This window comes from Pedobacter alluvionis (assembly GCF_003664035.1).
Lineage (GTDB): Bacteria > Bacteroidota > Bacteroidia > Sphingobacteriales > Sphingobacteriaceae > Pedobacter > Pedobacter alluvionis.
The window spans coordinates 357,039-378,832 of record NZ_RCCK01000015.1; the positions used below are offsets into that span (position 1 = coordinate 357,039).

A 21,794-nucleotide genomic window follows, 5' to 3' on the forward strand; every position below is an offset into this window, starting at 1 on the left:
ATGAACATAACAATTCTAAGAGCTGAAAAATTAGATAAAAAAATAGCCTCTAATATAGGGAAAATTGCCTGAAAAACAAAAATTAAAATCCACGTTTAAAGCACTTTAAAGGTCGATTTTTGGGCTTATTTTTGTAACTGTTTGATAATGTGCTTATTATTTTTTACCTTTGCCAGCGTTTTTATATAAGTTCACCAAAAAAAGGAGGAAAATGTTAAAGAAACACATCGTACCATTTGCGGTAGTGGCAACACTATTTATCTTGGCAAAAGTGTTCGCTTACCAAATGCCCTTAGCACAAAAAAGTCTTTTAAAAGAAGAAAAATTAAACACTACAATACCCAAATCTGATAGCCTGAAAGTAGAAAAAGAGGAAGCCCCTCAATCTTTAATGGCACAGTTGAATTTCGCGGAAGAAACCCTGCCATTAGGCGATAAAAAGGTAGAACGCAAAATGAAAAAAATTCTTGCAGCACACACTTACAGAAATACCCAAACCAATCGCCTGCATGCAAAAGCAGCAAAATGGTTTCCTGTAATTGAGCCCATTCTCGCTGCTTACGGGATCCCGAACGATTTTAAGTATTTGGCTTTGGTCGAATCTGGAATGGCGGAAGGGGTTTCCCCAAAAGGTGCAGCCGGAATCTGGCAGTTTATGCCTGGCACAGCCCGTACCTATGGATTAAGAGTAAATGGGAATGTTGATGAACGCTATAATTTGCGCAAATCGACCATTGCAGCCTGCAAATACATTAAAGAAATGTATAAAGGTTTAGAAAGCTGGACATTGGTAGCTGCTGCTTACAATGTTGGCGACGGACGCTTACGCAGGCAGATCAATAATCAAAATCAGGATAATTACTACAAAATGAGGCTTAACCGTGAAACCGGTGGCTATGTTTATAAGGTGATTTCTATGAAACAGATTATGGAACATCCGAAACGTTACGGTTACGCAAAACCGCGCGTATTGTTGGCCTACAACGCCGAATAATATAATTAAGATAAAGACAAGCATTTGGTAAGGCGTCCCGGTTTTTAATCGGGACGTTTTTTTTGGAAAATGATTTCACAGCTTATTGGATTACACCGATTTGTTTTGCTGATCAATGTTTTGCTTACCACAAAGTCACGAAGGCACAAAGTTATTTTTATGCGTCATGCTAACAAATTAACCAATGGCCAATGAACCAGTGAACATTTTACAGTTGGCAATTTGCAGTCACCAATTAACCAATGGCCAATGAACCAATTAACATTTTACAGTTGGCAATTTGCAGTCACAATGAACTAATGACCAATGAACGATTGAACTATTGAAACCAATTTCCTTTCTTTGCACTATGTTCAAACTGCGCATTAATAAAATCATCAATCAGCCCGGCGATAATATTACTTTTCAATTTGAAGATTTGGATCAGTACCCTACGTATTTAGCAGGACAGTTTTTATCGTTGGTTTTTCAGGGAAAACATAAGGAAATAAGGAGATCGTATTCTTTTAATAGCTCGCCGGATGTGGATGAGCCCTTGGCAATTACCGTGAAACGCGTGGAGAATGGGGAAATTTCGAGATTTTTACACCATAAAACTTTGGTAAACAATATTCTTTTGGCTCAGGAGCCACAGGGTTTGTTCAGTTATTTACCTGAAGAAAATCTGGAGCGCGATCTTTTTCTTTTTGCTGCAGGGGTTGGCATTACCCCATTGTTTTCGATTATGAAAACGGCATTGGTGCGCGAGAAAAAATCGTTGATCACACTTATATATAGCAACAGATCGAAAGAAGAAACACTATTTTACGATGAACTGATCGAATGGCAACAGGAATATCCCAATAGGTTAAAAATTGTCTGGATTTTCAGCAACAGCAAAAACTTAATGACGGCCAGGCTCAATAAGTTTTATATTGAAAAACTGATTAAAGAACATCTATATTTCGAACGGGATAAAGCACTTTTTTACAGTTGTGGACCGGTTATCTACATGGATTTATGTCGGATTACCTTATTGGGTATGGGTTTCGATATTAAACAGATTAAAAGGGAGACTTTTGTGCTGCCAGAAGATGAGGTTGATGAGGACGATAGTTCTGAAAAAGTAGTCGATAAAAATACCTATTCGGTAATTTTAAATTTTAAAGGCGAATTATATAATCTCGAAGTGCCCTGGCCAAAGCGGATTTTAGATGTCGCGCTCGAAAATAAAATTAAACTTCCTTATAGTTGTCGTGGCGGCGTATGTAGCACTTGTGTTGCCAATTGTACCAAAGGAAACGTAAGGATGGATTATAACGAAGTGCTTACCGATGATGAATTGGAAAGGGGCCGGGTACTGGTTTGTACCGGACATCCGACAGAGAATGGAACGACGATAGAGTGGTAGGATTGAGAAATTGAATTTATGCCATAGGTGTTTGGTATAGTATTTTACTGGTGGAACTTTGAGTAATAAATATTGCGCGTTCTGAATTCATAGGCTCTTTATTGCATTTTTCGCATGCTCAAAGCATTGGTGTTTTGCTTTTTCCTGTTTGTTACATGTACTAATTTGGCATTGACTATTTTTTTAATCTTTTGGCAGTGGTATCTATTTGTTTAATAAAATCTTTCTCCGCTTTTGAAAGTTCATTTTTCGTTTGTTCTTCGAGAAAAATCGGAATTTCCGATTTTTCTCGAAGAAGCATCTTTTTCTAGTTCTCCTTCTTTGTAAATGTTTATAATATGCTCGTTAATGGTTGATTTTGCTTTTTGGAACAACTCGGCCATTTGCTCAATAGTCAGCCAAACGGTTTCATCCTCTAAGCGAGTTTGAATTTTGGTTTGCCCATCTTCTGTTTGATATATGATTAATTCAGAATTCATTTTTTTAATGTTTTTTCTCTTTCCTTTAAATTCATACGTTTCTATTTTTTGTTTGGTTTAGAAATATAGCATGTAACGTCTCGGGAGTATGCGAAGATGGCGATTTTTAATATAAAAGTTGATGTGGAGAACTAATGTTTGATTAACCGCAAAACCATTTCTCTAAAAACACAAAACCGTTGCTTTATTTACAGCGTTTATGAAGTATGACAAAAATTTTTTTTACGCTTATCATCTGCCTCATCTGTTTAGAATCCTTTGCTCAAGATTCAATAGCCGTAAAAAGAGAGTTTGCGAATAAAGAATATATCCATCTGTATAAAGAAAATGCTGATTTAGCTTATACGGCACCGGGTGGAGAATTGGGTGCACCTTCAAAATATGTAATCAACGGTAGGCTTACCACTACTTATATGCTTTTGGGTAGTTATAAATCGCCAATTGCCTTTGCCATTATCCCTGATTTTACGGTACGTGTGCGGACTGAATTTTCTGCTGCTGTACGAACACCGAGCTACCGTTTGGGCGGAGCGCTTTATGCAAGATTAAATCCCGATCCCGAACATTATAAATATGCTGAACTGGCTTTTACACACCATTCAAATGGTCAGGACCAGAGCGCATTTAATCCTGATGGGACAATTAATACCCGAACAGGAAATTTTAACGCTAATTATTTAACGCTTTCTTACCGTTTTGGAGATTTAACATCGGTTAATTTAGATCAGAGTTATTATTCCTTCAATCATCGGCTTGGTTTACAGTGGTATAAATTCTTCAGGTACGAACCTGCACTTAATGAAGGTTTTGGATTTACAAGGGTGTTGTATGGTTTCTCCTGGCGCAGATATGATGAAATCGAAAAAAACGCGTGGAATAAACAGAAAGTTAAAAGTGAAAAAGAGACCTGGCGTTTAAATGCCGAGTTATCTTATGCCGTAAATAAAATTCCATCCAAAAATTTTGCCAATATACAAAAGAGGTTAAATGCCGAAATCAACTTCAATTACAGTTTTCCATTTATGAACAATGTGTTTTTGATGGCTGCGGTTGGTTATTATGGCGAAGATAATTACAACATCTATTTTCAGGATCATTACGGTTATCTGCGCTTTGGCTTATCATCTGGTTTCCTTAGAAATAGAAGCCGACATTATGACAATTAATAGGTAATACAGATTGGTTTTGACTTTCTTTTTGATAAAATTTTTAGCATTTTTGCGGATTGAAATCTGGTCTTTTTTAAGGCCCGGTTTTGCCCCCAACTTTAAATAAAATATGAGCAATAAATCTATCGACCTCGGCGAGCAAAAAGATGTAGAAGTATATGGTGCGAGGGTACATAATTTAAAGAATATAGACGTTAGTTTTCCGCGCAACCAACTGGTTGTAATTACTGGTTTAAGTGGCAGCGGTAAATCTTCGTTGGCTTTTGATACCATTTATGCGGAAGGACAGCGCCGTTACATGGAAACATTCAGTGCCTATAGCCGCCAGTTTATGGGTGGTATGGAGCGGCCCGATGTAGATAAAGTTTCGGGATTAAGCCCCGTTATTGCCATTGAGCAGAAAACTACCAGTAAAAATCCACGCTCAACCGTAGGTACCATTACCGAAATTTACGATTTTATGCGTTTGCTTTATGCACGTGTTGCCGATGCCTATTCGTACAATACCGGTGAGAAAATGGAGCGCATGAGCGAAGACCAGATCCTGCAGAATATCTTTAATAAGTTTGATGGTCTTGCTGTGAATATCTTAGCCCCTGTGGTTAAAGGTAGAAAGGGGCATTACCGCGAACTTTTTGAGCAGATCCGTAAACAGGGTTATGTGAAAGTGCGCGTAGATGGGGAAATTAAGGATATTGCTGCTAAAATGCAGGTAGACCGTTATAAAATCCATGATATTGAAGTGGTGATCGACCGCCTGATTATTGATGTGAAAGATAAAAAACGCCTCCTCGATTCATTGCAAATCGCAATGAAAATGGGTAAAGGGGTAATTAAAATCAGTGATAAAGATAATAATGTAGCGCATTTTAGTAAGTTTTTGATGTGCCCAACCACGGGTATTTCTTATGACGAACCACAGCCAAATAGTTTTTCATTCAATTCGCCTTATGGCGCCTGTGAGCGTTGCGATGGTTTGGGTTATATTTTTGTAGTTGATAAAGATTCGGTTATCCCAAATCCAAAACTGAGTATTTTGAATGGTGGTTTGGCTCCATTGGGCGAATATCGCGACATCTGGATGTTCCAGGTATTAAAAGCTTTGGCCAAAAAATACAGCTTCTCGCTTTCTACGCCCATTGAAAAATTAAGCGATGAAGTAATCAACATCATTTTAAGCGGTTCACCCGACCTGATTAAGGTTGAGGTAGAATACAATAAATGGAACGTTCAGAATTATAACATCACATTTGATGGGATAATTAAAATGCTCGAAGAGCAGAACGAAAAAAGAAGTGAATCAGCATCAGATGATATGGACGAATTCAGGAAACTGAAAACCTGTCCGGAGTGTCACGGTGCCCGTTTGAAAAAAGAAAGTCTGCACTTCAAAGTTGATGGCAAAAACATTTTCGAACTTTCATCAATGGATATCAACAACCTTCATCAATGGTTCGAAAAGGTTGATGAGCGTTTGTCCGACCGCCAGAATATTATTGCCAAAGAAATTTTAAAGGAAATTAAAGCGAGGATCGGCTTTTTAACCGATGTAGGCTTAACTTATTTAACTTTAGACCGGACTGCACGTACACTTTCGGGTGGCGAGGCACAGCGTATCCGTTTGGCTACGCAGATCGGTTCGCAGCTGATGAATGTGATGTACATCCTAGATGAGCCAAGTATCGGTTTACACCAACGTGATAACGAAAGGCTGATCAATGCACTAAAAAATCTCCGTGATCTTGGAAACACCGTTTTGGTGGTCGAGCACGATAAGGATATGATTTTGGAGGCCGATTGGGTAATTGATGTGGGGCCAGGTGCCGGTATTCATGGAGGTACCGTTGTAGCCGAAGGAACAGCCGCACAGATTCTGAAATCGAATACCTTAACTGCTGATTATTTGAATGGCAAAAGGCAGATTGAAACACCAAAAGTCCGCAGGAAAGGTAACGGACATAAATTGTCGATTGTTAAAGCTACAGGCCATAATTTAAAAGAGGTTTCAGTAGATTTTCCTTTGGGTAAATTTATTGCAGTAACCGGAGTTTCGGGTAGTGGTAAATCGAGTTTAATTACAGAAACTTTATATCCTATTTTAAACCATCATTTCTTCAGGGCCAAAAAAACACCTTTGCCTTACGAAAAAATCAATGGTTTAAAAGAAATAGATAAGGTAATCGAGATTGATCAGGCACCGATTGGCAGAACGCCACGTTCAAATCCTTCTACCTATACCGGCGTTTTTTCTGATATCAGGAATTTGTTCGTTCAGTTGCCTGAAGCAAAAATCCGTGGATACAAACCCGGCCGTTTTTCTTTCAACGTAAAAGGTGGCCGTTGCGAAACCTGTCAGGGTGCTGGTTTGAAGGTAATCGAAATGAACTTTCTACCAGATGTGCAGGTGCCTTGCGAAGAGTGCGGCGGAAGAAGGTATAACAGGGAGACTTTAGAGGTCCGTTTCCGTGGAAAATCGATCAGCGATGTGTTGGATATGAGTATCGAAGATGCCTGTACTTTCTTCGAAAATATTCCAATCATCTATAGAAAGATCAAAACCTTAAAAGATGTTGGTTTAGGTTATATTACTTTGGGCCAATCGTCAGTCACTTTATCAGGAGGGGAGGCACAGCGTGTAAAACTGGCCACAGAACTTTCTAAAAAAGATACCGGAAAAACCTTCTATATTTTAGATGAGCCTACAACAGGACTTCACTTTGAAGATATTAACGTGCTTTTGGGCGTATTGCAGGAGCTGGTTGATAAAGGAAATACCATTTTGGTGATCGAACATAATTTAGACGTGGTTAAAGTTGCCGATTGGGTGATTGATTTAGGAGAAGAAGGCGGTGCTGGCGGCGGAAGAATTTTATTCGAAGGTACGCCAGAAGGTTTGATCCAGAACCCGATTAGCCTTACCGGAAAATTTTTGAAAAAGGAAATGGAATGGAATCCTCAGAATGGAAAGTCTGAAGTCGGAAGTCCGGAGTCCAAAGTCAAAGCACCGAAAAAAAGCAAAGCTGAAAAGAAATAGAATTCCTTGTACAGGTATCAAGAATCAGCAAATCCATCTTGATGCCTGATACTTATTACTTGATATTATAACAAAACATGATCTTCACTGATACCCATACCCATTTATATTACGAACAGGATGCCGAGAAACAGGCCCAGTTAATGGAGCGTTGTTTTGAAAGCGATGTGAACCGTTTGTTTTTGCCCAATGTTGACGTAAAATCAATCGCGATGATTGATGACCTGGTGGCGAAATACCCTGAAAACTGTTTTGCAATGGCCGGTCTCCATCCCTGTGATGTAAAAGAAGATTACCTGGCGCTGTTGGATGAAATCTATAAAAGCATTGCCGGGCGGAAAATTTATGCCATTGGCGAAATCGGGATCGATTTATATTGGGATAAAACCACTTTAGCTATCCAGCAAGATGCTTTTCGCAAGCAGATTGGCTGGGCAAAAGCATTGGGCTTACCGATTGTAATCCATTGCAGAGAGGCTTTTGACGAAGTTTTTGAAGTACTGGAAAGTGAAAGAGATGAAAAATTGCGTGGTATATTCCATTGTTTCACCGGGAATTTGGCTCAGGCAAAACAGGCTATTGATCTTAATTTTTATTTAGGTATTGGTGGTGTGGTCACGTATAAAAAAGCAGGTTTGGATCTGGTATTGGCAGATATTCCTTTAATCAACCTGGTTTTAGAAACCGATTCGCCTTACCTGGCGCCGGTTCCTTTCCGGGGTAAACCCAACGAGAGCAGTTACCTGGTTTATATCGCACAAAAACTTGCGGATATTTATGGCGTTTCTATTGAAGAAATAGCGGATGTAACTACAGAAAATTCGAAAAAGATTTTTGGAGTTTAATCAATTCGTCATTGCGAGAAGGCTTTTCAGCCGACGAAGCAATCCATTTTACTAGATTTAGCGATAGCTTCATTTCGAGCGAAGTACAACGCATTCGAGAACCCGCAGGCTCAGCGAAGCTAAATCTATCGAAGTAGATCTCTCCGTTCGCTGCGCATCAGTCGAGATGACGCCCCATCTTTGGAATTTTTGAATGATTGCGGAGCGTAGCGTAATAGAGAAATCTGTTTCACAGGATTCAGTAATTGATTTTTGAGAATACGCCGCGTGGCTAAATTATCAATTTGATATGTATTTTCTGTTTAAAATGCTAAAATGTCAATTTTTATGAACTAATCAGTCTTTTTATTGCTAATTTAAAAATATCGTCCGATCATTTGTAAATTTTTAGTTTCTTTGCGTTGAGCAACCTTCACTAAACCAAATGACCAAAATACTTATAATTTATACCGGCGGCACCATCGGTATGGTTAACGATCCTACAAACGGGATGTTGATTCCGTTTGATTTTCAGCAGATAAAAGAAAATGTTCCGGAACTGGGCCGTTTAGATTACCAGTTGGATGTACACTCTTTCAATCCGGTTTTAGATTCATCAAATATGGATCCTGAAATATGGAAAACATTGGCCGAACTGGTTTACAATAAATATGATCAGTACGATGGTTTTGTGATCCTGCACGGATCGGATACCATGGCTTTCACTGCTTCGGCACTGAGTTTCATGCTCGAAAACCTCGATAAACCTGTTGTTTTAACCGGATCGCAATTGCCTATTGGAGAAATCAGGACAGACGCCAAAGAAAATTTGATTACCGCGTTAGAAATTGCTGCCACTAAAGAAGATGGCAAAGCATTATTTCCAGAGGTTTGCATTTATTTCGATGCACAATTATTTAGGGGTAACCGCTCTATTAAATACAACAGCGAGAAGTTTGAAGCGTTTCGTTCGCCGAATTACCCGGTACTTGCAGAGGCCGGAGTACATTTACAGTTTCACAGAAATTACATTTTAAAAGCTACCGGCGGTGAGTTAAAATTACATACCAATTTTAATTCTAACATTGGTGTGCTTAAATTATACCCGGGAATTACACCACAAGCCGTTCAGGCCATTACCGATTCTAAGGTAGATGCTATCATTTTAGAAACTTTTGGTTCTGGTAATACCTCCACCGCACAATGGTTTTTAGATAGTTTGCGCCAGGCTATTTTAAATGGAAAAATCATTATTGATATCTCTCAGTGTAAAAAAGGATCAGTGCAGCTTGGTCGCTATGAAACCAGTAGGGAATTGTTAAAAATGGGCATTGTAAGCGGCTACGATTTAACTTTCGAAGCTACGGTAACCAAACTGATGTTCGTAATGGGTTTGGGGCTATCTGTTGAAGAAAGCCGTAAATTGATGGATGAATCGTTGCGGGGTGAGTTGACTAAAGATTAATGTCGCAATCCCGAGAGGTGTTGGAAATATCTAGAAAGCGTAAATTTTCAATTGCAAACTGATTTGGGCGTTACCCAAGCTACGCAAGGGTCGGGCTTTTCAGGGCTACGCTCCGCTCCGGTGCCGATAAAGGATCGGCACTGAACCCTTACAATCCCTAACGCAAAACCCACCTTTTCAAAACCTTACAGGCTTCCGAGATCTAAGAGGTCTATACTGGAATAAGTAAAACTTCTGCAATTATGACTAACATCATTTCGGTTATAAGTATTTAGCCCTATTTTTGCTGTAATAGATCCGTCATGCTGAACTTGTTTCAGCATCTTTTTGGTAAGACCCTGAAATAAATTCAGGGTGACGTTGCGAAGAAAACATGAAAATAGAACAGATATATACAGGTTGCCTGGCAGAAGCCGCTTATTACATTGAAAGTGATGGCGAAGCTGCAATTATTGATCCTTTAAGAGAAGTTGCTACCTATTTAAAGAAAGCAGAAAAAGCTGGTGCTACCATTAAATATATTTTTGAAACGCATTTTCATGCAGATTTTGTTTCCGGTCACGTAGATTTGGCAGAAAAATCGGGTGCTGAAATTATCTACGGTCCAACTGCCAAAACCGAATTTAAATCGCATATCGCCAAAGATGGTGATCAATTTAAAATTGGTAAGCTAACCATAACGGCATTACACACTCCTGGCCATACCTTAGAATCGACTACTTATTTATTGACCGATGAAAATGGAAAAGACCATTGCATTTTTAGTGGCGACACCTTATTTATCGGTGATGTTGGCCGTCCGGATTTAGCGCAAAAAGGTAATTTAACGATGGAAGATTTAGCAGGAATGCTTTACGATTCGTTAAACGAAAAGATAAAACCTTTGGCTGATGATGTAATTGTTTATCCTGCTCACGGTGCTGGTTCGGCCTGTGGGAAAAGCATGAGTAAAGAAACTTTTGATATCTTAGGACATCAGAAACAAGTTAATTACGCTTTAAAGGCTGAAACAAAAGAACAATTTATTGCCGAGGTAACGGATGGTATTATGCCTCCGCCACAATATTTTGCTAAAAATGCCGCAATTAATAAAGGTGGTGTAGAAAGCATTGATCATGTTTATGAAAAAGGCTTAAATGCTTTAACCCCGCAACAATTTGAGGATCTGGCCAACCAAACTGGCGCGATTATGCTCGATACCCGCGATCCGCAGGTTTTTGCAAAAGGTTTTATCCCGAATTCGATCAATATTGGTTTAAACGGTCAGTTTGCACCATGGGTTGGGGCTTTGATTACCGATTTACAACAACCAATTTTATTAATTACCGACCAGGGGAAAGAAGAAGAAACGATTACCCGTTTAACCCGCGTGGGTTATGATAGTACCATTGGTTATTTGGATGGTGGTTTCCAAAACTGGACAGCAACAGGCAAAGAAATCGATACTATTGAATCTATTTCGGCAGAAGCTTTTGAGGAGGCGGCATCAAATGGAGAAATTACTGCGCTTGATGTGCGTAAACCAGGCGAGTACGAATCAGAACATTTGGAATTTACGCTTAGCCGTCCTCTGGATTTTATTAACGAATGGACTGGTGAGATCAATCCAAAAGATACCTATTTTATTCATTGTGCAGGTGGTTACCGCTCCATGATTGCAGCTTCTATTTTAAAATCGCGTGGGGTAGAAAACGTGATTGATGTAGCCGGCGGTTATGGTGCGATAAAAAATACCGGTTTAAAAAGAACCGATTTCGCATGCCCAATTAAAGCAATGAAAGTTTAATAAAAGCAATTGTCACATTGAGCTTCCCGATGAATCGGGACATGTAGTCGAAATGCAATTAAGGTTCTTTGACAGGCTCAGAATGACAACCTAAGATATAATCATTTGGCAAATCAAAATCATTACGACGTATTAATTATAGGTGCCGGCCCGATAGGCATGGCCTGTGCAATTGAAGCCAAAAAAGCAAACCTAAGCTATGTTATTATAGAAAAAGGTGCTTTGGTGAACAGTTTGTTCAACTACCCGGTATTTATGACCTTCTTTTCTACTTCGCAAAAGTTAGAGATTGGGGGGGTGCCTTTTGTAACCATTAATCCGAAACCGAATAGGAATGAAGCGGTTGAATATTATCGTCGTGTCGCCGAAAAGTTTGATTTAAAGATCAATCTTTTCGAGCGGGTGCAACAGGTGGTTAAAAATGAAGCTGATGTTTTCGAAATCAAGACTTCTAAAACAGATTATACGGCTGGGAATGTAATTGTGGCAACTGGTTTTTATGATGTGCCTTTATTGATGAATGTTCCGGGAGAAGATTTACCAAAAGTAACACATTATTATAAAGACCCACATTTATATGCCTTTCAGAATGTAGTGGTAGTTGGTGCCAATAACTCGGGTGTTGATGCCGCTTTAGAAACCTACCGCAAGGGTGCAAATGTAACCATGGTTGTTCGTAGTGGTGAACTTGGTCCGCATGTTAAATATTGGGTCCGCCCTGATATACAGAACAGGATTAAAGAAGGTGAAGTTGCTGCCCTTTTCGATTCTGAACTTGTTGAAATAAGGGAGGGTGAAGTGGATATTAAAACTCCAGAAGGGATAAAGACCATCCCAAATGATTTCGTAATTGCAATGACGGGTTACCAGCCAGATTTTTCGATGTTAAGAAAATTTGGTATTGACCTGCCTGAAAGCCTTTGCCCAGCTTACAGCGAAGAAACCATGGAAACCAACGTAAAAGGTTTATATCTGGCTGGTGTGGTTTGCGGTGGATTAGATACGCACAAACTATTTATCGAAAACTCGAGGGTGCACGCCGAAATGATTGTGAGGAATATTTTGGGCTAGTGCCTTACGAAGTTTAACCAGGGGATTAGATTAATATTTAGTAGGCATTGCAGCGTATCTTCATTTCGAGAGGAGTGCAACGCAGTCGAGAACCCGAAGGCTCTGCGAAGCAAAATCTGTTTAAATAGATCTCTACATTTCGCTGTGCTACATCAGATAGCTATCGGATCGAGATGACGACTACTCTTTTAGAATTATAAATCATTATCAATAAACAGGTAACTTCAGAGTACTCTCCACAAAACTTTCAATAGCTTCTTCTACTCCTGGCAAATCTTTCGAAGTAATATAAGATCCCATTACATGGTTTCCTGCATTGGGTATAGCTAATTTTCTCTTTAAATTATTAGGCGTCCCCAATTCATCGAACATTTTCAGCATGGCATCTACCCGGACTACAGGATCCTGTTCCAACTCATTTTTATAATAATAAAGCAATAAAACGGGTTGTTTTACCTTTTTAAAGGTTGGTTTCAGCATGCTGCTTTCAATAAATTCTTCCAGCTCTACCAGCGATTCCAACCGGTAATTGGTGTACCAGTATTTTTTGTATTCGTCGGTGCGGTCGTCTACTTTACGTTCATCGCCACCTACTACTTTACGGGCAATCTGTAAGCCCCAGGGATTGTTCAGGAGCCAGGCATTTTTATCGTTGATGGCTACATTTGGCGACATTAAAATTAAACTGTTAATTTCTGGATAGGTTGCCGCTAATTTTAAAGCCACCGTTCCGCCGGTAGAGGTACCCACTAAAATTATTTTTTTGCCTAGTTTTTTACCAATGGCATAGGCCTGTTTGCTGGTTTCCCAAAGGCGGTCGGCTGTAAAGTATTGCATGGGTGCCAGGGTATCAATTCCGTGATCGGCCAGACGGGCGAGGTATAAATTGGCGTGTAATTGCTTGGCTAAATTTAAGTGTACCGGGTTGCCTTCTGTTTTTGATGCCGAAAAACCATGTAAATACACAACGGCATATTCGGTTTGCTGGTGGAGGCTATCAGCCCATACAATTTCAGCTTCGTTGCCGGGTTTTATTTTATGCATGGATTCGATACTGGCTACATAACTGTCCAGGTCTTCCAGATCGGGTACTTTGGTCAGTTCCTCACTAAATACCGGTTTTTTGGGTTTTGGTCCTAACAAATAACCCGCAATAATGAATGCCGAAAGGCCTATAATTACTTTGTAGCGTTTTTTCATGCCATTAAATATTAGTTTAAATGTAAAATTTGAATTTAAATAAAGCTAATTTTTAGGGGAATTAATTATCGCTTTGAGGGGTCTTTTTACCTGCACTGCCCCATCATGTTAAACCTGATAGCGCCAAATAGCCCACAGCCCGAAGCATGAGGGCGAGGACTATGGGCAATAGCAGGAGCAAAGATGTTAAAGATTGCTATCCTTTGCTTTTCAAATCCTTAATAATAAGATTGCAGATTACCTTTTTATGGGAAATTAGCTTAAGTTTGCAATCAAAATTTTTCGACTTAATGCCGGGAATCGAACAGATAAAAACACCTATAGCTGCTGATATTAAAGCGTTTGAAAAGACCTTTAAAGAATCTATGCATAGCGACGCACCGTTGCTGGATAGGATTACCCATTATATTGTAAAGCAAAAAGGCAAACAAATGCGGCCGATGTTCGTATTTTTTGCGGCTAAACTATGCGGTGGAATTACAGAATCAACTCATCGCGGAGCTGCTTTGGTAGAGCTTTTACATACAGCCACTTTGGTGCATGATGATGTGGTAGACAATGCTTATGAACGCCGTGGCTTTTTCTCCATCAACGCTTTATGGAAAAATAAAATTGCCGTTTTGGTTGGAGATTACTTATTGGCTAAAGGATTATTACTTTCGGTAAACAATAACGAACACCGTTTGTTACAAATTGTATCGGAAGCGGTGAAACAGATGAGTGAAGGCGAACTGCTGCAGGTAGAAAAGGTACGGAGAATGGACATTTCGGAAGATTTATATTTTGATGTGATCCGCCAGAAAACTGCTTCTTTAATCGCTTCTTGTTGTGCTGCGGGTGCTGCTTCGGCAGGTGCGAATGATGAAACGATAGAAAAAATGCGTCTGTTTGGCGAAAAAGTTGGGATTGCCTTTCAGATTAAGGACGATACCTTCGATTTTGGAACTGATGATGTTGGTAAACCTTTGGGTATTGATATTAAGGAGAAGAAAGTAACCTTGCCTTTAATTTATGCCTTAAATAAAGCCGATAAAACTGAGCGTAAAAAAATGATCAACCTGGTGAAAAACCATCAGGACGATCCGGTTAAGATACAACAGATTATTGATTTTGTAAATTCGCACCAGGGTGTGTATTATGCCAATGAGAAAATGTTGGAGTACCAGAATCAAGCATTTGATATTCTGCATAGTTTTGATGCAGGTGAGGCCAGAACAGGTTTAGAACAACTTGTACTCTATACCACTGAACGTAAAAAATAATGGGTAACGAATTACTTTTTAGCTTAGGTTTTCTTCTTTTTATTGTACTGATTCTTGCTTTGGACCTTGGTCTTTTTAGCAGGAAAGAGCATGTAGTGAGTTTAAAACAAGCGGGGATAATGAGTTTGATTATGGTGGCCCTGGCCGTCGGCTTTTATTTTATCCTGCTAACTGAAGGGCACCAGCTACATGGAATTAAAGATTTTGCCCACCTGCAAGAGATTGTAACCAAACACCAGCACCACATAAAATTAATTCCGGGAGATTTTGAAGGAAGTTTGGCGGTTTATAAACAAAACCTCGGACTGGAGTTTTTAACGGGTTATGTAATTGAGTATGCACTTTCGGTAGATAATATATTTGTTATTGTGCTCATTTTCTCTGCATTTGCGGTTGAAGAAAAATATTATCACAGGGTATTGTTCTGGGGGATATTGGGCGCCATCATTATGCGTTTCATCTTCATTTTTGTAGGCGCTGCATTAATTACAAAATTTGCCTGGATACTTTACATTTTCGGTGCTTTCCTGGTGTTTACAGGAATAAAGATGTTTTTCAGCAAGGAAGGAGATGATAAAATTGATCCGGAAAACCACCCTGTGGTGAAATGGGCTTCGAAAATATTTTCCATTCACCCAAAATACGAGGGTAAGAACTTCTTTGTTAAAATAGACCATAAAAGAATGGTTACGCCATTGTTTTTGGTGTTGTTGATTGTCGAATTTACCGATCTTTTATTTGCTGTGGATTCTATCCCGGCTATTTTTGCAGTAACTAAAGATCCTTATATTGTATTTTTCTCTAATATTTTTGCCATCATGGGCTTGCGATCTATGTTCTTTTTACTGGTAAATATTATTCATAAATTCCATTATTTAAAAACCGGATTAGCATTTTTACTGGCTTTTATTGGTGTAAAAATGCTAGGACATACTTATCTGGAGAAATGGGGTTTCACCACTGAGCATTCACTGATTGTGATTTTAAGCATCCTCGTGATCAGCATTGTTGCTTCTTTGGTTTTTCCGAAGAAAAAGGTACATGTAAAACCTTAGTTTTATAGTTTTTGTCATTCTGAGCGCAGCGAAGAATCTTTGACTACTATAGAAAGGTGTTTCGCAGGTTGCAGATGCTTCGTGCCTCAGCATGACAGCATGTTATAGGTTACTCAAAAGCAAAATAAACGTTACAGCTGGCAATCTCTATCTAAAATTTGTACTTTCAGCAGATATAACTAAACCTAATGAAATACCTTTTCTCCACCGTCCTTCTTTGCACCACTTTGTTTGCCAATGCACAAGATAAATTTGGCGATGTTTTTGCCAAAATCAATACTGATGTACAACAAAACTCAAGAGCTTATCAAACCTTAAAATATGAAACCGAAACCATCGGTCACCGTTTAACAGGCTCTGCAAACGGGGCAAAGGCTGAGCAATATGTTTTCGATTTATTAAAATCTTATGGTTGCGAGGTGAAATTTCAACCATTTGAAGTAGAAAGCTGGGCAAGAAAAACGATCAATGTAGAAATTGGTGCTGATAAAAATAGTCTGACCAAAATGAAGGCCGTTACACTGGCGCATTCGCCGGTAAGTGCGGATGTTACAGGTGAAATTGTAGACGCTGGTAACGGATTGGAAGCAGATTATCAGGCCAGTCCTGAAAAATTTAAAGGTAAAATTGCTTTGATTTATCTGGGTGTGTTACCAGGCTCTCCTGCAGGAACGAAATCATTACACCGCTCTGAAAAAACTGCTATTGCCACAAAATATGGTGCCATTGGTGTAATTATTATCAATACGGTAAAAGATGGTGTGCTTTTAACCGGAACTGCTTCGGTAACGGGTAAACTGATTCCAATACCTGCGGTTTGTATCGGTTTGGAAGATGGAATGGCTTTGAAAGAGAAAATTAAATCGCAGTCGCAAATGGCGCATATTGCCATGACGAATTTTTCGGGTTTGATCAAAGCCCGCAATGTAGTGGCTACCTTTAAAGGAACTGAACTGCCAAAAGATAAAATTGTAGTTGGTGGGCATTTAGATAGCTGGGATTTGGCAACTGGTGCTATCGACAATGGGATCGGCTCTTTCGCCATTTTGGATATGGCACGAACGTTTAAAAAACTGAATTTAAAAACCAAGCGTACTGTAGAGTTTGTATTGTTTATGGGCGAGGAGCAAGGTTTGCTGGGTTCTAAAGCCTATATCGACCAGGCTAAAAAAGAGGGAACCTTAAATCAGGTAAAGTTTATGCTGAACTACGATATGACCAACGATCCGAAAGGTTTCTCTACTTCACGTGCTGAAATGAAAGACCTTTTTACATCTTGGGGAGCTGATATTGTAAAGATTGATACAGGCTTTAAAAACCTGTTTAATGCTGGTGCAGGTTTACACAGCGATCATCAGCCGTTTATGCTAGCAGGTATTCCTACCGGAGGTGGTTTTGGAGGCAAATTGCCAAATAATTCCGGACCCTTTTACCATTCAGATGGCGATAGCTTTAAACTAGTTGATGAGCAGGAACTTAAAAATACGGTACGCTATAGTGCCATGTTAACTTATGCATTAGCCAATACACCGAAAATCCCGGTAGGTGTTCAAGACGAGGAAGAGTTGAGGGCTTTCTTAGAATCGCAGAACCTAAAGGAACCTTTGAGTATTGCTGGTGAGTGGAGGTGGAAATAATGATTTGATGGATTCGCTTCGCGGGTGATTACACAGATTAAGAGATTGCACAGATTTTATAAAGTTAATTCACGTAAGACAATTCGTCGTTTCGACCGTAGTGTTCTGTTCCAAAGGAACTCCTTCGGAGGAGAAGTCTTTACGAGAACTGCCTTAAAAGATTTCCCGGCTGAATCCTGGCGCAAAAAGATTTAATACAAGAGGATTGTACAAATCAGTACTACCCACTAATATAACTTTCCAGTTGCGAAATGGTCTGTTTTTGATCGGCAATGATAAACTTTACCACATCGCCGATGGAAACCATTCCTTTTACTTCGTCGTTTTCTACAATTGGTAAATGACGGATGTGTTTATCCGTCATCAGTTCCATGCAATGATCAATACTGTCGCTAAACTTGATGGTAATGGGGTTAGCTGTCATGGCTTCTTTAATCAGGGTATCTTTTGATGATTTGCCTTGCAGGATGATTTTTCGGGCATAATCGCGTTCCGTAAAAATGCCCCTAAGTTGTTCGTATTCTATTACCAATACAGCACTGATATTTTTTTCTGTCATTACTTTTAAGGCATCCAGAACAGAAATGTTTTCTGATACGGAGATGATGATGGCCTGCTTGGTGTCCAGTAAATGTTTTACGCTTTTCATAATTGTTAATTTGGTTATAACAATTTAAGAAATAATTAGCTGGATATCAAAGTTTTATTTCATGTTTTGGAGGCTTTAAAAGAAGTCAAGTTTTTAATATGCACCTTGCCATGTCAAACTTGACTTCTTTGGGAACACATACCACAGGACCTGATTAATCTAAACCTGACAGGAATGGCAGCCTCCGTCCCGATTTTACATCGGGAATTCGTCGGAGCTATAATGTATGGCAGGGCCGAAGCTGAGCTAAGAATTACAGGACTTGCTTTTCAAAAAATAGTTAAGCCATGAAATATTGAAACTTGGATGTGAAAATCGGTCTTCTATTTTTACAATCCTCCAACCCACCCACACTTTAATTATTTGGCTTTCACAAAGGGATGCCGTAACTTTGCATCACATTTAAAAACAAATAATTATGTCATCAGTAGAGACAACCTATATCCCTTACAAAGTTAAGGACATTTCACTGGCAGAATGGGGCCGTAAAGAAATCGGATTAGCCGAAGCAGAAATGCCAGGTTTAATGAGTTTACGTAAAGAATTCGGTCCAACTCAACCCTTAAAAGGTGCGCGTATTGCAGGCTGTCTGCACATGACGATCCAAACGGCTGTTTTAATCGAAACATTAACTGCACTGGGTGCTGAAGTTACCTGGTCATCTTGCAATATTTTTTCTACTCAGGATCACGCTGCTGCTGCAATTGCTGCAGCTGGTATTCAGGTTTATGCCTGGAAAGGTTTAAACGAAGAAGAATTCGATTGGTGTATTGAGCAAACTTTACATTTCGGTCCGGAGCAACAACCATTAAACATGATTTTGGATGATGGTGGCGATTTAACCAATATGGTTTTTGATAAATATCCTGAGCTAATTGCAGCTATTAAAGGTTTATCAGAAGAAACCACTACTGGTGTTCACCGTTTGTACGAAAGAATGAAAAACGGAACATTGCACTTACCTGCAATTAACGTTAATGATTCAGTTACCAAATCTAAATTTGATAACAAATACGGATGTCGTGAATCATTGGTTGATGCGATCCGTCGTGCTACCGATGTAATGATGGCTGGTAAAGTGGCTGTTGTTTGTGGTTATGGCGATGTGGGTAAAGGTTCTGCAGAATCGTTAAGCTCACAAGGTGTACGTGTTATTGTAACTGAAATTGACCCAATCTGTGCTTTACAGGCTGCAATGGAAGGTTACGAAGTTAAAAAATTAGCTACAGCGATTAAAGAAGCTGATATCGTGGTAACTACTACAGGTAACTGTGATATCGTTCGCGAGCAACATTTCAGGGCATTAAAAGATAAAGCGATTGTTTGTAACATCGGTCACTTCGATAACGAAATTGATATGGCTTGGTTAAACGGTGCTTATGGCGATACCAAAGTTGAAATTAAACCTCAGGTTGATAAATATACTATTGACGGTAAAGATGTAATCATCTTAGCTGAAGGTCGTTTAGTTAACTTAGGTTGTGCAACTGGTCACCCAAGTTTTGTAATGAGTAACTCATTCACAAACCAAACTTTGGCTCAATTAGAGCTTTGGACAAACACTGGTGCTTACGAAAACAAAGTATATACTTTGCCTAAACATTTAGATGAAAAAGTTGCCCGTTTACACTTAGAAAAAATCGGTGTAGAATTAGATGTTTTGGATCAACACCAGGCTGATTATATCGGCGTACCGGTTGAAGGTCCTTTCAAAGCAGATACATACAGGTACTAGTCCTGAGTCTTTAGTCGAGAGTCTGAAGTCGATAATATGAAGAGGGATGTGCAGATTTGCATATCCCTTTTTTTATTCCCCTCTCCCAGAATGGTGCCTTTAAGGCGGGGTGTTTTTAGGTGTTTTTTTGAAAACGTACGTTCAGTGCTCTTGGCAGGCATCAGCCCTGCTATTCATTCCAATCTTTTTGTTGTTCTTCGACTACGCTCAGAATGACAACAAAAAGGATTTCCATTTCTATCAGGTTTATTTTACAAAGTGTGTGGCTCTTTTAACGCTGAAATTCTAAATTTGATAAAAATTCAAATAATGAAAAAGTTAATATTTGCCCTTGTACTTGGTGTGTTTTCAGTTGCTGTAAATGCCCAAACCACACCTCAAAAAGCTGCAATAGCGAAAGTAATTACCAAACAGGTGGTCGATATTGCCTGTGGCGAATGCCAGTTTAAAATGAAAGGTAAAGATTGTGAGTTAGCAGTTAAAATTGACGGTAAACCTTATTTTGTAGATGGTAAAGGTATTGATGACTTTGGCGATGCACATGGCAAACACGGTTTTTGCAATGCGGTAAGCAAAGCAGAAGTTACCGGCGAAATCGTAAACAACCGTTTTAAGGCGAAAGAAATAAAATTATTGCCAGTTAAGAAATAGTGGGTTTACCGCAAAGAACGCAAAGCTTTTCGCAAAGTGCCGCTAAGTCTGATTTAAAAACGGTCTGAACCCAACTTTGTGTTCTTTGTGCCTTTGTGGTCAATTTATTGCGCGATCTCTGTGCTCTGCGCCTTTTCTCCGTATTCTATGCGGTTAAAAAAGCAATAAATTATTCAAATTCCTTTTCCAAACCCTCTCTCAAATCGAAAAGCAACCATTGTTTATTCTTCACATCAGCTTGTTTCGTTTTTAATAACTGGATAAAATCTTTTACACCTATTTCTTCATTTCCGTTGCCATGGATCAGTACAATGCTGCCCGCGTTAGGCTGTTGTCCTTTGGCCAGCCAGGCATCGCTTCCCACAGGAATTAATCCGTAACCCTCAATTTTTCCGACTATCGCTTTGTCTGATACCAATCCCGGAAACCGGAAAAATACCGAAGGGATTAAACCGTTTTTTAACATTAGTTTTTCGTTTTCCAGTACTTCTATGTCCAAATTGGTCCCGGGAGCCAACAGAAAATTTTCGTCTAATGGCAGTTTGTTTACCTGATGGTTATAAGTATGGTTTACCCATGTAATATTCAATTCTTTTTTCTCTACCAAACCTTTCAACCAGTTCAGGTCATCCTGATGTTTAAGCATCCATTTGCCAGAAACCGAAATCGCGAGGGGTGCAGGCTGCTCTATCTTTTTAAATTCATCAAAAACAGATTGGAAGATAATCCGGTCTAAAGCCTTATGCGATGGGCAAAGATCGATCGTTAAAGTAATGCCTTTTTCATTCGGAATGGCATGATCGATCCCCGCGTTTTGCAACTGCAGATCTTTAGCTGCCGCGGCTTCTATTGATTTTATATAAGCCGTGTTTTTAAAAATCGCCAATACATTCTGGAACTGTAAGCTGCTTGTGGCATATTTACTGGACAAATCTACTTTAGTATCTAAAGTTTCAGGATTTACCAGCAATAAATATTTCTGGTTATTTGCCGAAAAACTTCTGAGCGCAATCAGCTTCTGATTAGCACCTGTTGCCAAGGCAAAACTTACTTTATAGCGTTTAATATCTTCAAAATTTTGCGCAAAAATTTGAATGCAAAAAAAGCAGCTGCAAAAAATAGTGATGGGCAAACGTTTAGATAATTTCATATTTCCTTATTTAAAATCTTTCTAATTTAATGCAAATCCATTATCTTTACACACATCGCCATGAACAAAGAAAAAGCAAAATTATGGTTTAAGCGGGTGGGGCTGGTTGGATTTTTATTCTTCCTGATTAAAGGATTAATATGGCTTGTTGTGATATATTTTGTCGGTAAAAACGTTACTTAAATTGGTTTATTTGTTCACTGGTCATTTGTTCATTAGTCGGTGCAAGTTGCATAATTAAGT

The 21,794-nt window shown here is 39.2% G+C and carries 18 protein-coding genes; 14 read left to right on the forward strand and 4 right to left on the reverse strand.

All coding sequences use genetic code 11. The features are described 5' to 3' along the window. The first annotated feature begins 211 nt into the window (after positions 1-211). Together BCL90_RS23555 and BCL90_RS23560 are read left to right on the forward strand one after the other, a co-directional pair. Complete coding sequence (locus tag BCL90_RS23555) at positions 212-994, forward strand: lytic transglycosylase domain-containing protein (protein ID WP_121287751.1); 783 nt, start codon at positions 212-214, stop codon at positions 992-994. 349 nt (positions 995-1,343) lie between these two features. After that, the gene (locus tag BCL90_RS23560; protein ID WP_121287752.1) at positions 1,344-2,384 is read left to right on the forward strand and encodes a ferredoxin--NADP reductase; all 1,041 of its coding nucleotides are present in this window, start codon (positions 1,344-1,346) and stop codon (positions 2,382-2,384) included. Positions 2,385-2,626: 242 nt separating this feature from the next. On the opposite strand, the gene BCL90_RS23565 is transcribed toward BCL90_RS23560, so the two are convergent. Next, on the reverse strand, positions 2,627-2,863 hold the full coding sequence (locus BCL90_RS23565; RefSeq protein WP_208529916.1) for a hypothetical protein: 237 nt from the start codon (positions 2,861-2,863) through the stop codon (positions 2,627-2,629). Positions 2,864-3,069: 206 nt separating this feature from the next. Here BCL90_RS23565 and BCL90_RS23570 point away from each other — a divergent pair, with 206 nt between their 5' ends. The 6 genes from BCL90_RS23570 (at position 3,070) to BCL90_RS23595 (ending at position 12,212) form a co-directional block, all read left to right on the forward strand. Next, a complete protein-coding gene (locus tag BCL90_RS23570; RefSeq protein ID WP_121287753.1) occupies positions 3,070-4,029 on the forward strand; it encodes a hypothetical protein in 960 nt (319 codons plus the stop codon). Between the two features lie 112 nt (positions 4,030-4,141). After that, positions 4,142-7,066 carry an excinuclease ABC subunit UvrA gene (gene uvrA / locus BCL90_RS23575; RefSeq protein WP_121287754.1) on the forward strand — a complete coding sequence of 975 codons (2,925 nt, stop codon included), beginning with the start codon at positions 4,142-4,144 and terminating at the stop codon, positions 7,064-7,066. A 77-nt stretch (positions 7,067-7,143) separates the two neighbouring features. Continuing rightward, on the forward strand, positions 7,144-7,911 hold the full coding sequence (locus tag BCL90_RS23580) for a TatD family hydrolase (RefSeq protein WP_121287755.1): 768 nt from the start codon (positions 7,144-7,146) through the stop codon (positions 7,909-7,911). Positions 7,912-8,335: 424 nt separating this feature from the next. Continuing rightward, positions 8,336-9,355: an asparaginase gene (locus tag BCL90_RS23585; RefSeq protein ID WP_121287756.1), complete on the forward strand. Its 1,020-nt coding sequence runs from the start codon at positions 8,336-8,338 to the stop codon at positions 9,353-9,355. Positions 9,356-9,728: 373 nt separating this feature from the next. After that, on the forward strand, positions 9,729-11,141 hold the full coding sequence (locus BCL90_RS23590; protein WP_121287757.1) for an MBL fold metallo-hydrolase: 1,413 nt from the start codon (positions 9,729-9,731) through the stop codon (positions 11,139-11,141). 105 nt (positions 11,142-11,246) lie between these two features. Beyond that, the gene (locus BCL90_RS23595) at positions 11,247-12,212 is read left to right on the forward strand and encodes a YpdA family putative bacillithiol disulfide reductase (RefSeq protein WP_121287758.1); all 966 of its coding nucleotides are present in this window, start codon (positions 11,247-11,249) and stop codon (positions 12,210-12,212) included. A gap of 207 nt (positions 12,213-12,419) precedes the next feature. Here the strand turns inward: BCL90_RS23595 and BCL90_RS23600 are convergent, their stop codons facing one another. Beyond that, a complete protein-coding gene (locus tag BCL90_RS23600; RefSeq protein WP_121287759.1) occupies positions 12,420-13,412 on the reverse strand; it encodes an alpha/beta hydrolase in 993 nt (330 codons plus the stop codon). A gap of 290 nt (positions 13,413-13,702) precedes the next feature. Here BCL90_RS23600 and BCL90_RS23605 point away from each other — a divergent pair, with 290 nt between their 5' ends. From BCL90_RS23605 to BCL90_RS23615, 3 genes are all read left to right on the forward strand, one after another. Continuing rightward, on the forward strand, positions 13,703-14,674 hold the full coding sequence (locus tag BCL90_RS23605) for a polyprenyl synthetase family protein (protein ID WP_121287837.1): 972 nt from the start codon (positions 13,703-13,705) through the stop codon (positions 14,672-14,674). Next, positions 14,674-15,729: a TerC family protein gene (locus BCL90_RS23610; protein WP_121287760.1), complete on the forward strand. Its 1,056-nt coding sequence runs from the start codon at positions 14,674-14,676 to the stop codon at positions 15,727-15,729. Before BCL90_RS23605 ends, BCL90_RS23610 begins: the two co-directional genes overlap by 1 nt. A 188-nt stretch (positions 15,730-15,917) precedes the next feature. Further along, positions 15,918-17,366, forward strand: a complete 1,449-nt coding sequence (locus tag BCL90_RS23615; RefSeq protein ID WP_121287761.1) for a M20/M25/M40 family metallo-hydrolase — start codon at positions 15,918-15,920, stop codon at positions 17,364-17,366. Positions 17,367-17,586: 220 nt separating this feature from the next. Here BCL90_RS23615 and BCL90_RS23620 read toward each other — a convergent pair whose 3' ends face one another. After that, positions 17,587-18,015, reverse strand: a complete 429-nt coding sequence (locus tag BCL90_RS23620) for a CBS domain-containing protein (protein WP_121287762.1) — start codon at positions 18,013-18,015, stop codon at positions 17,587-17,589. 418 nt (positions 18,016-18,433) lie between these two features. Here BCL90_RS23620 and ahcY point away from each other — a divergent pair, with 418 nt between their 5' ends. Both ahcY and BCL90_RS23630 read left to right on the forward strand, forming a co-directional pair. Beyond that, on the forward strand, positions 18,434-19,750 hold the full coding sequence (ahcY, locus tag BCL90_RS23625) for an adenosylhomocysteinase (protein ID WP_121287763.1): 1,317 nt from the start codon (positions 18,434-18,436) through the stop codon (positions 19,748-19,750). A 309-nt stretch (positions 19,751-20,059) separates the two neighbouring features. After that, positions 20,060-20,401 carry a DUF6370 family protein gene (locus BCL90_RS23630; RefSeq protein ID WP_121287764.1) on the forward strand — a complete coding sequence of 114 codons (342 nt, stop codon included), beginning with the start codon at positions 20,060-20,062 and terminating at the stop codon, positions 20,399-20,401. A gap of 169 nt (positions 20,402-20,570) precedes the next feature. Here the strand turns inward: BCL90_RS23630 and BCL90_RS23635 are convergent, their stop codons facing one another. Next, a complete protein-coding gene (locus BCL90_RS23635; RefSeq protein WP_121287765.1) occupies positions 20,571-21,551 on the reverse strand; it encodes a polysaccharide deacetylase family protein in 981 nt (326 codons plus the stop codon). A gap of 60 nt (positions 21,552-21,611) precedes the next feature. Here BCL90_RS23635 and BCL90_RS26135 point away from each other — a divergent pair, with 60 nt between their 5' ends. Continuing rightward, the gene (locus tag BCL90_RS26135) at positions 21,612-21,734 is read left to right on the forward strand and encodes a hypothetical protein (protein WP_255512138.1); all 123 of its coding nucleotides are present in this window, start codon (positions 21,612-21,614) and stop codon (positions 21,732-21,734) included. Positions 21,735-21,794: the final 60 nt, after the last annotated feature.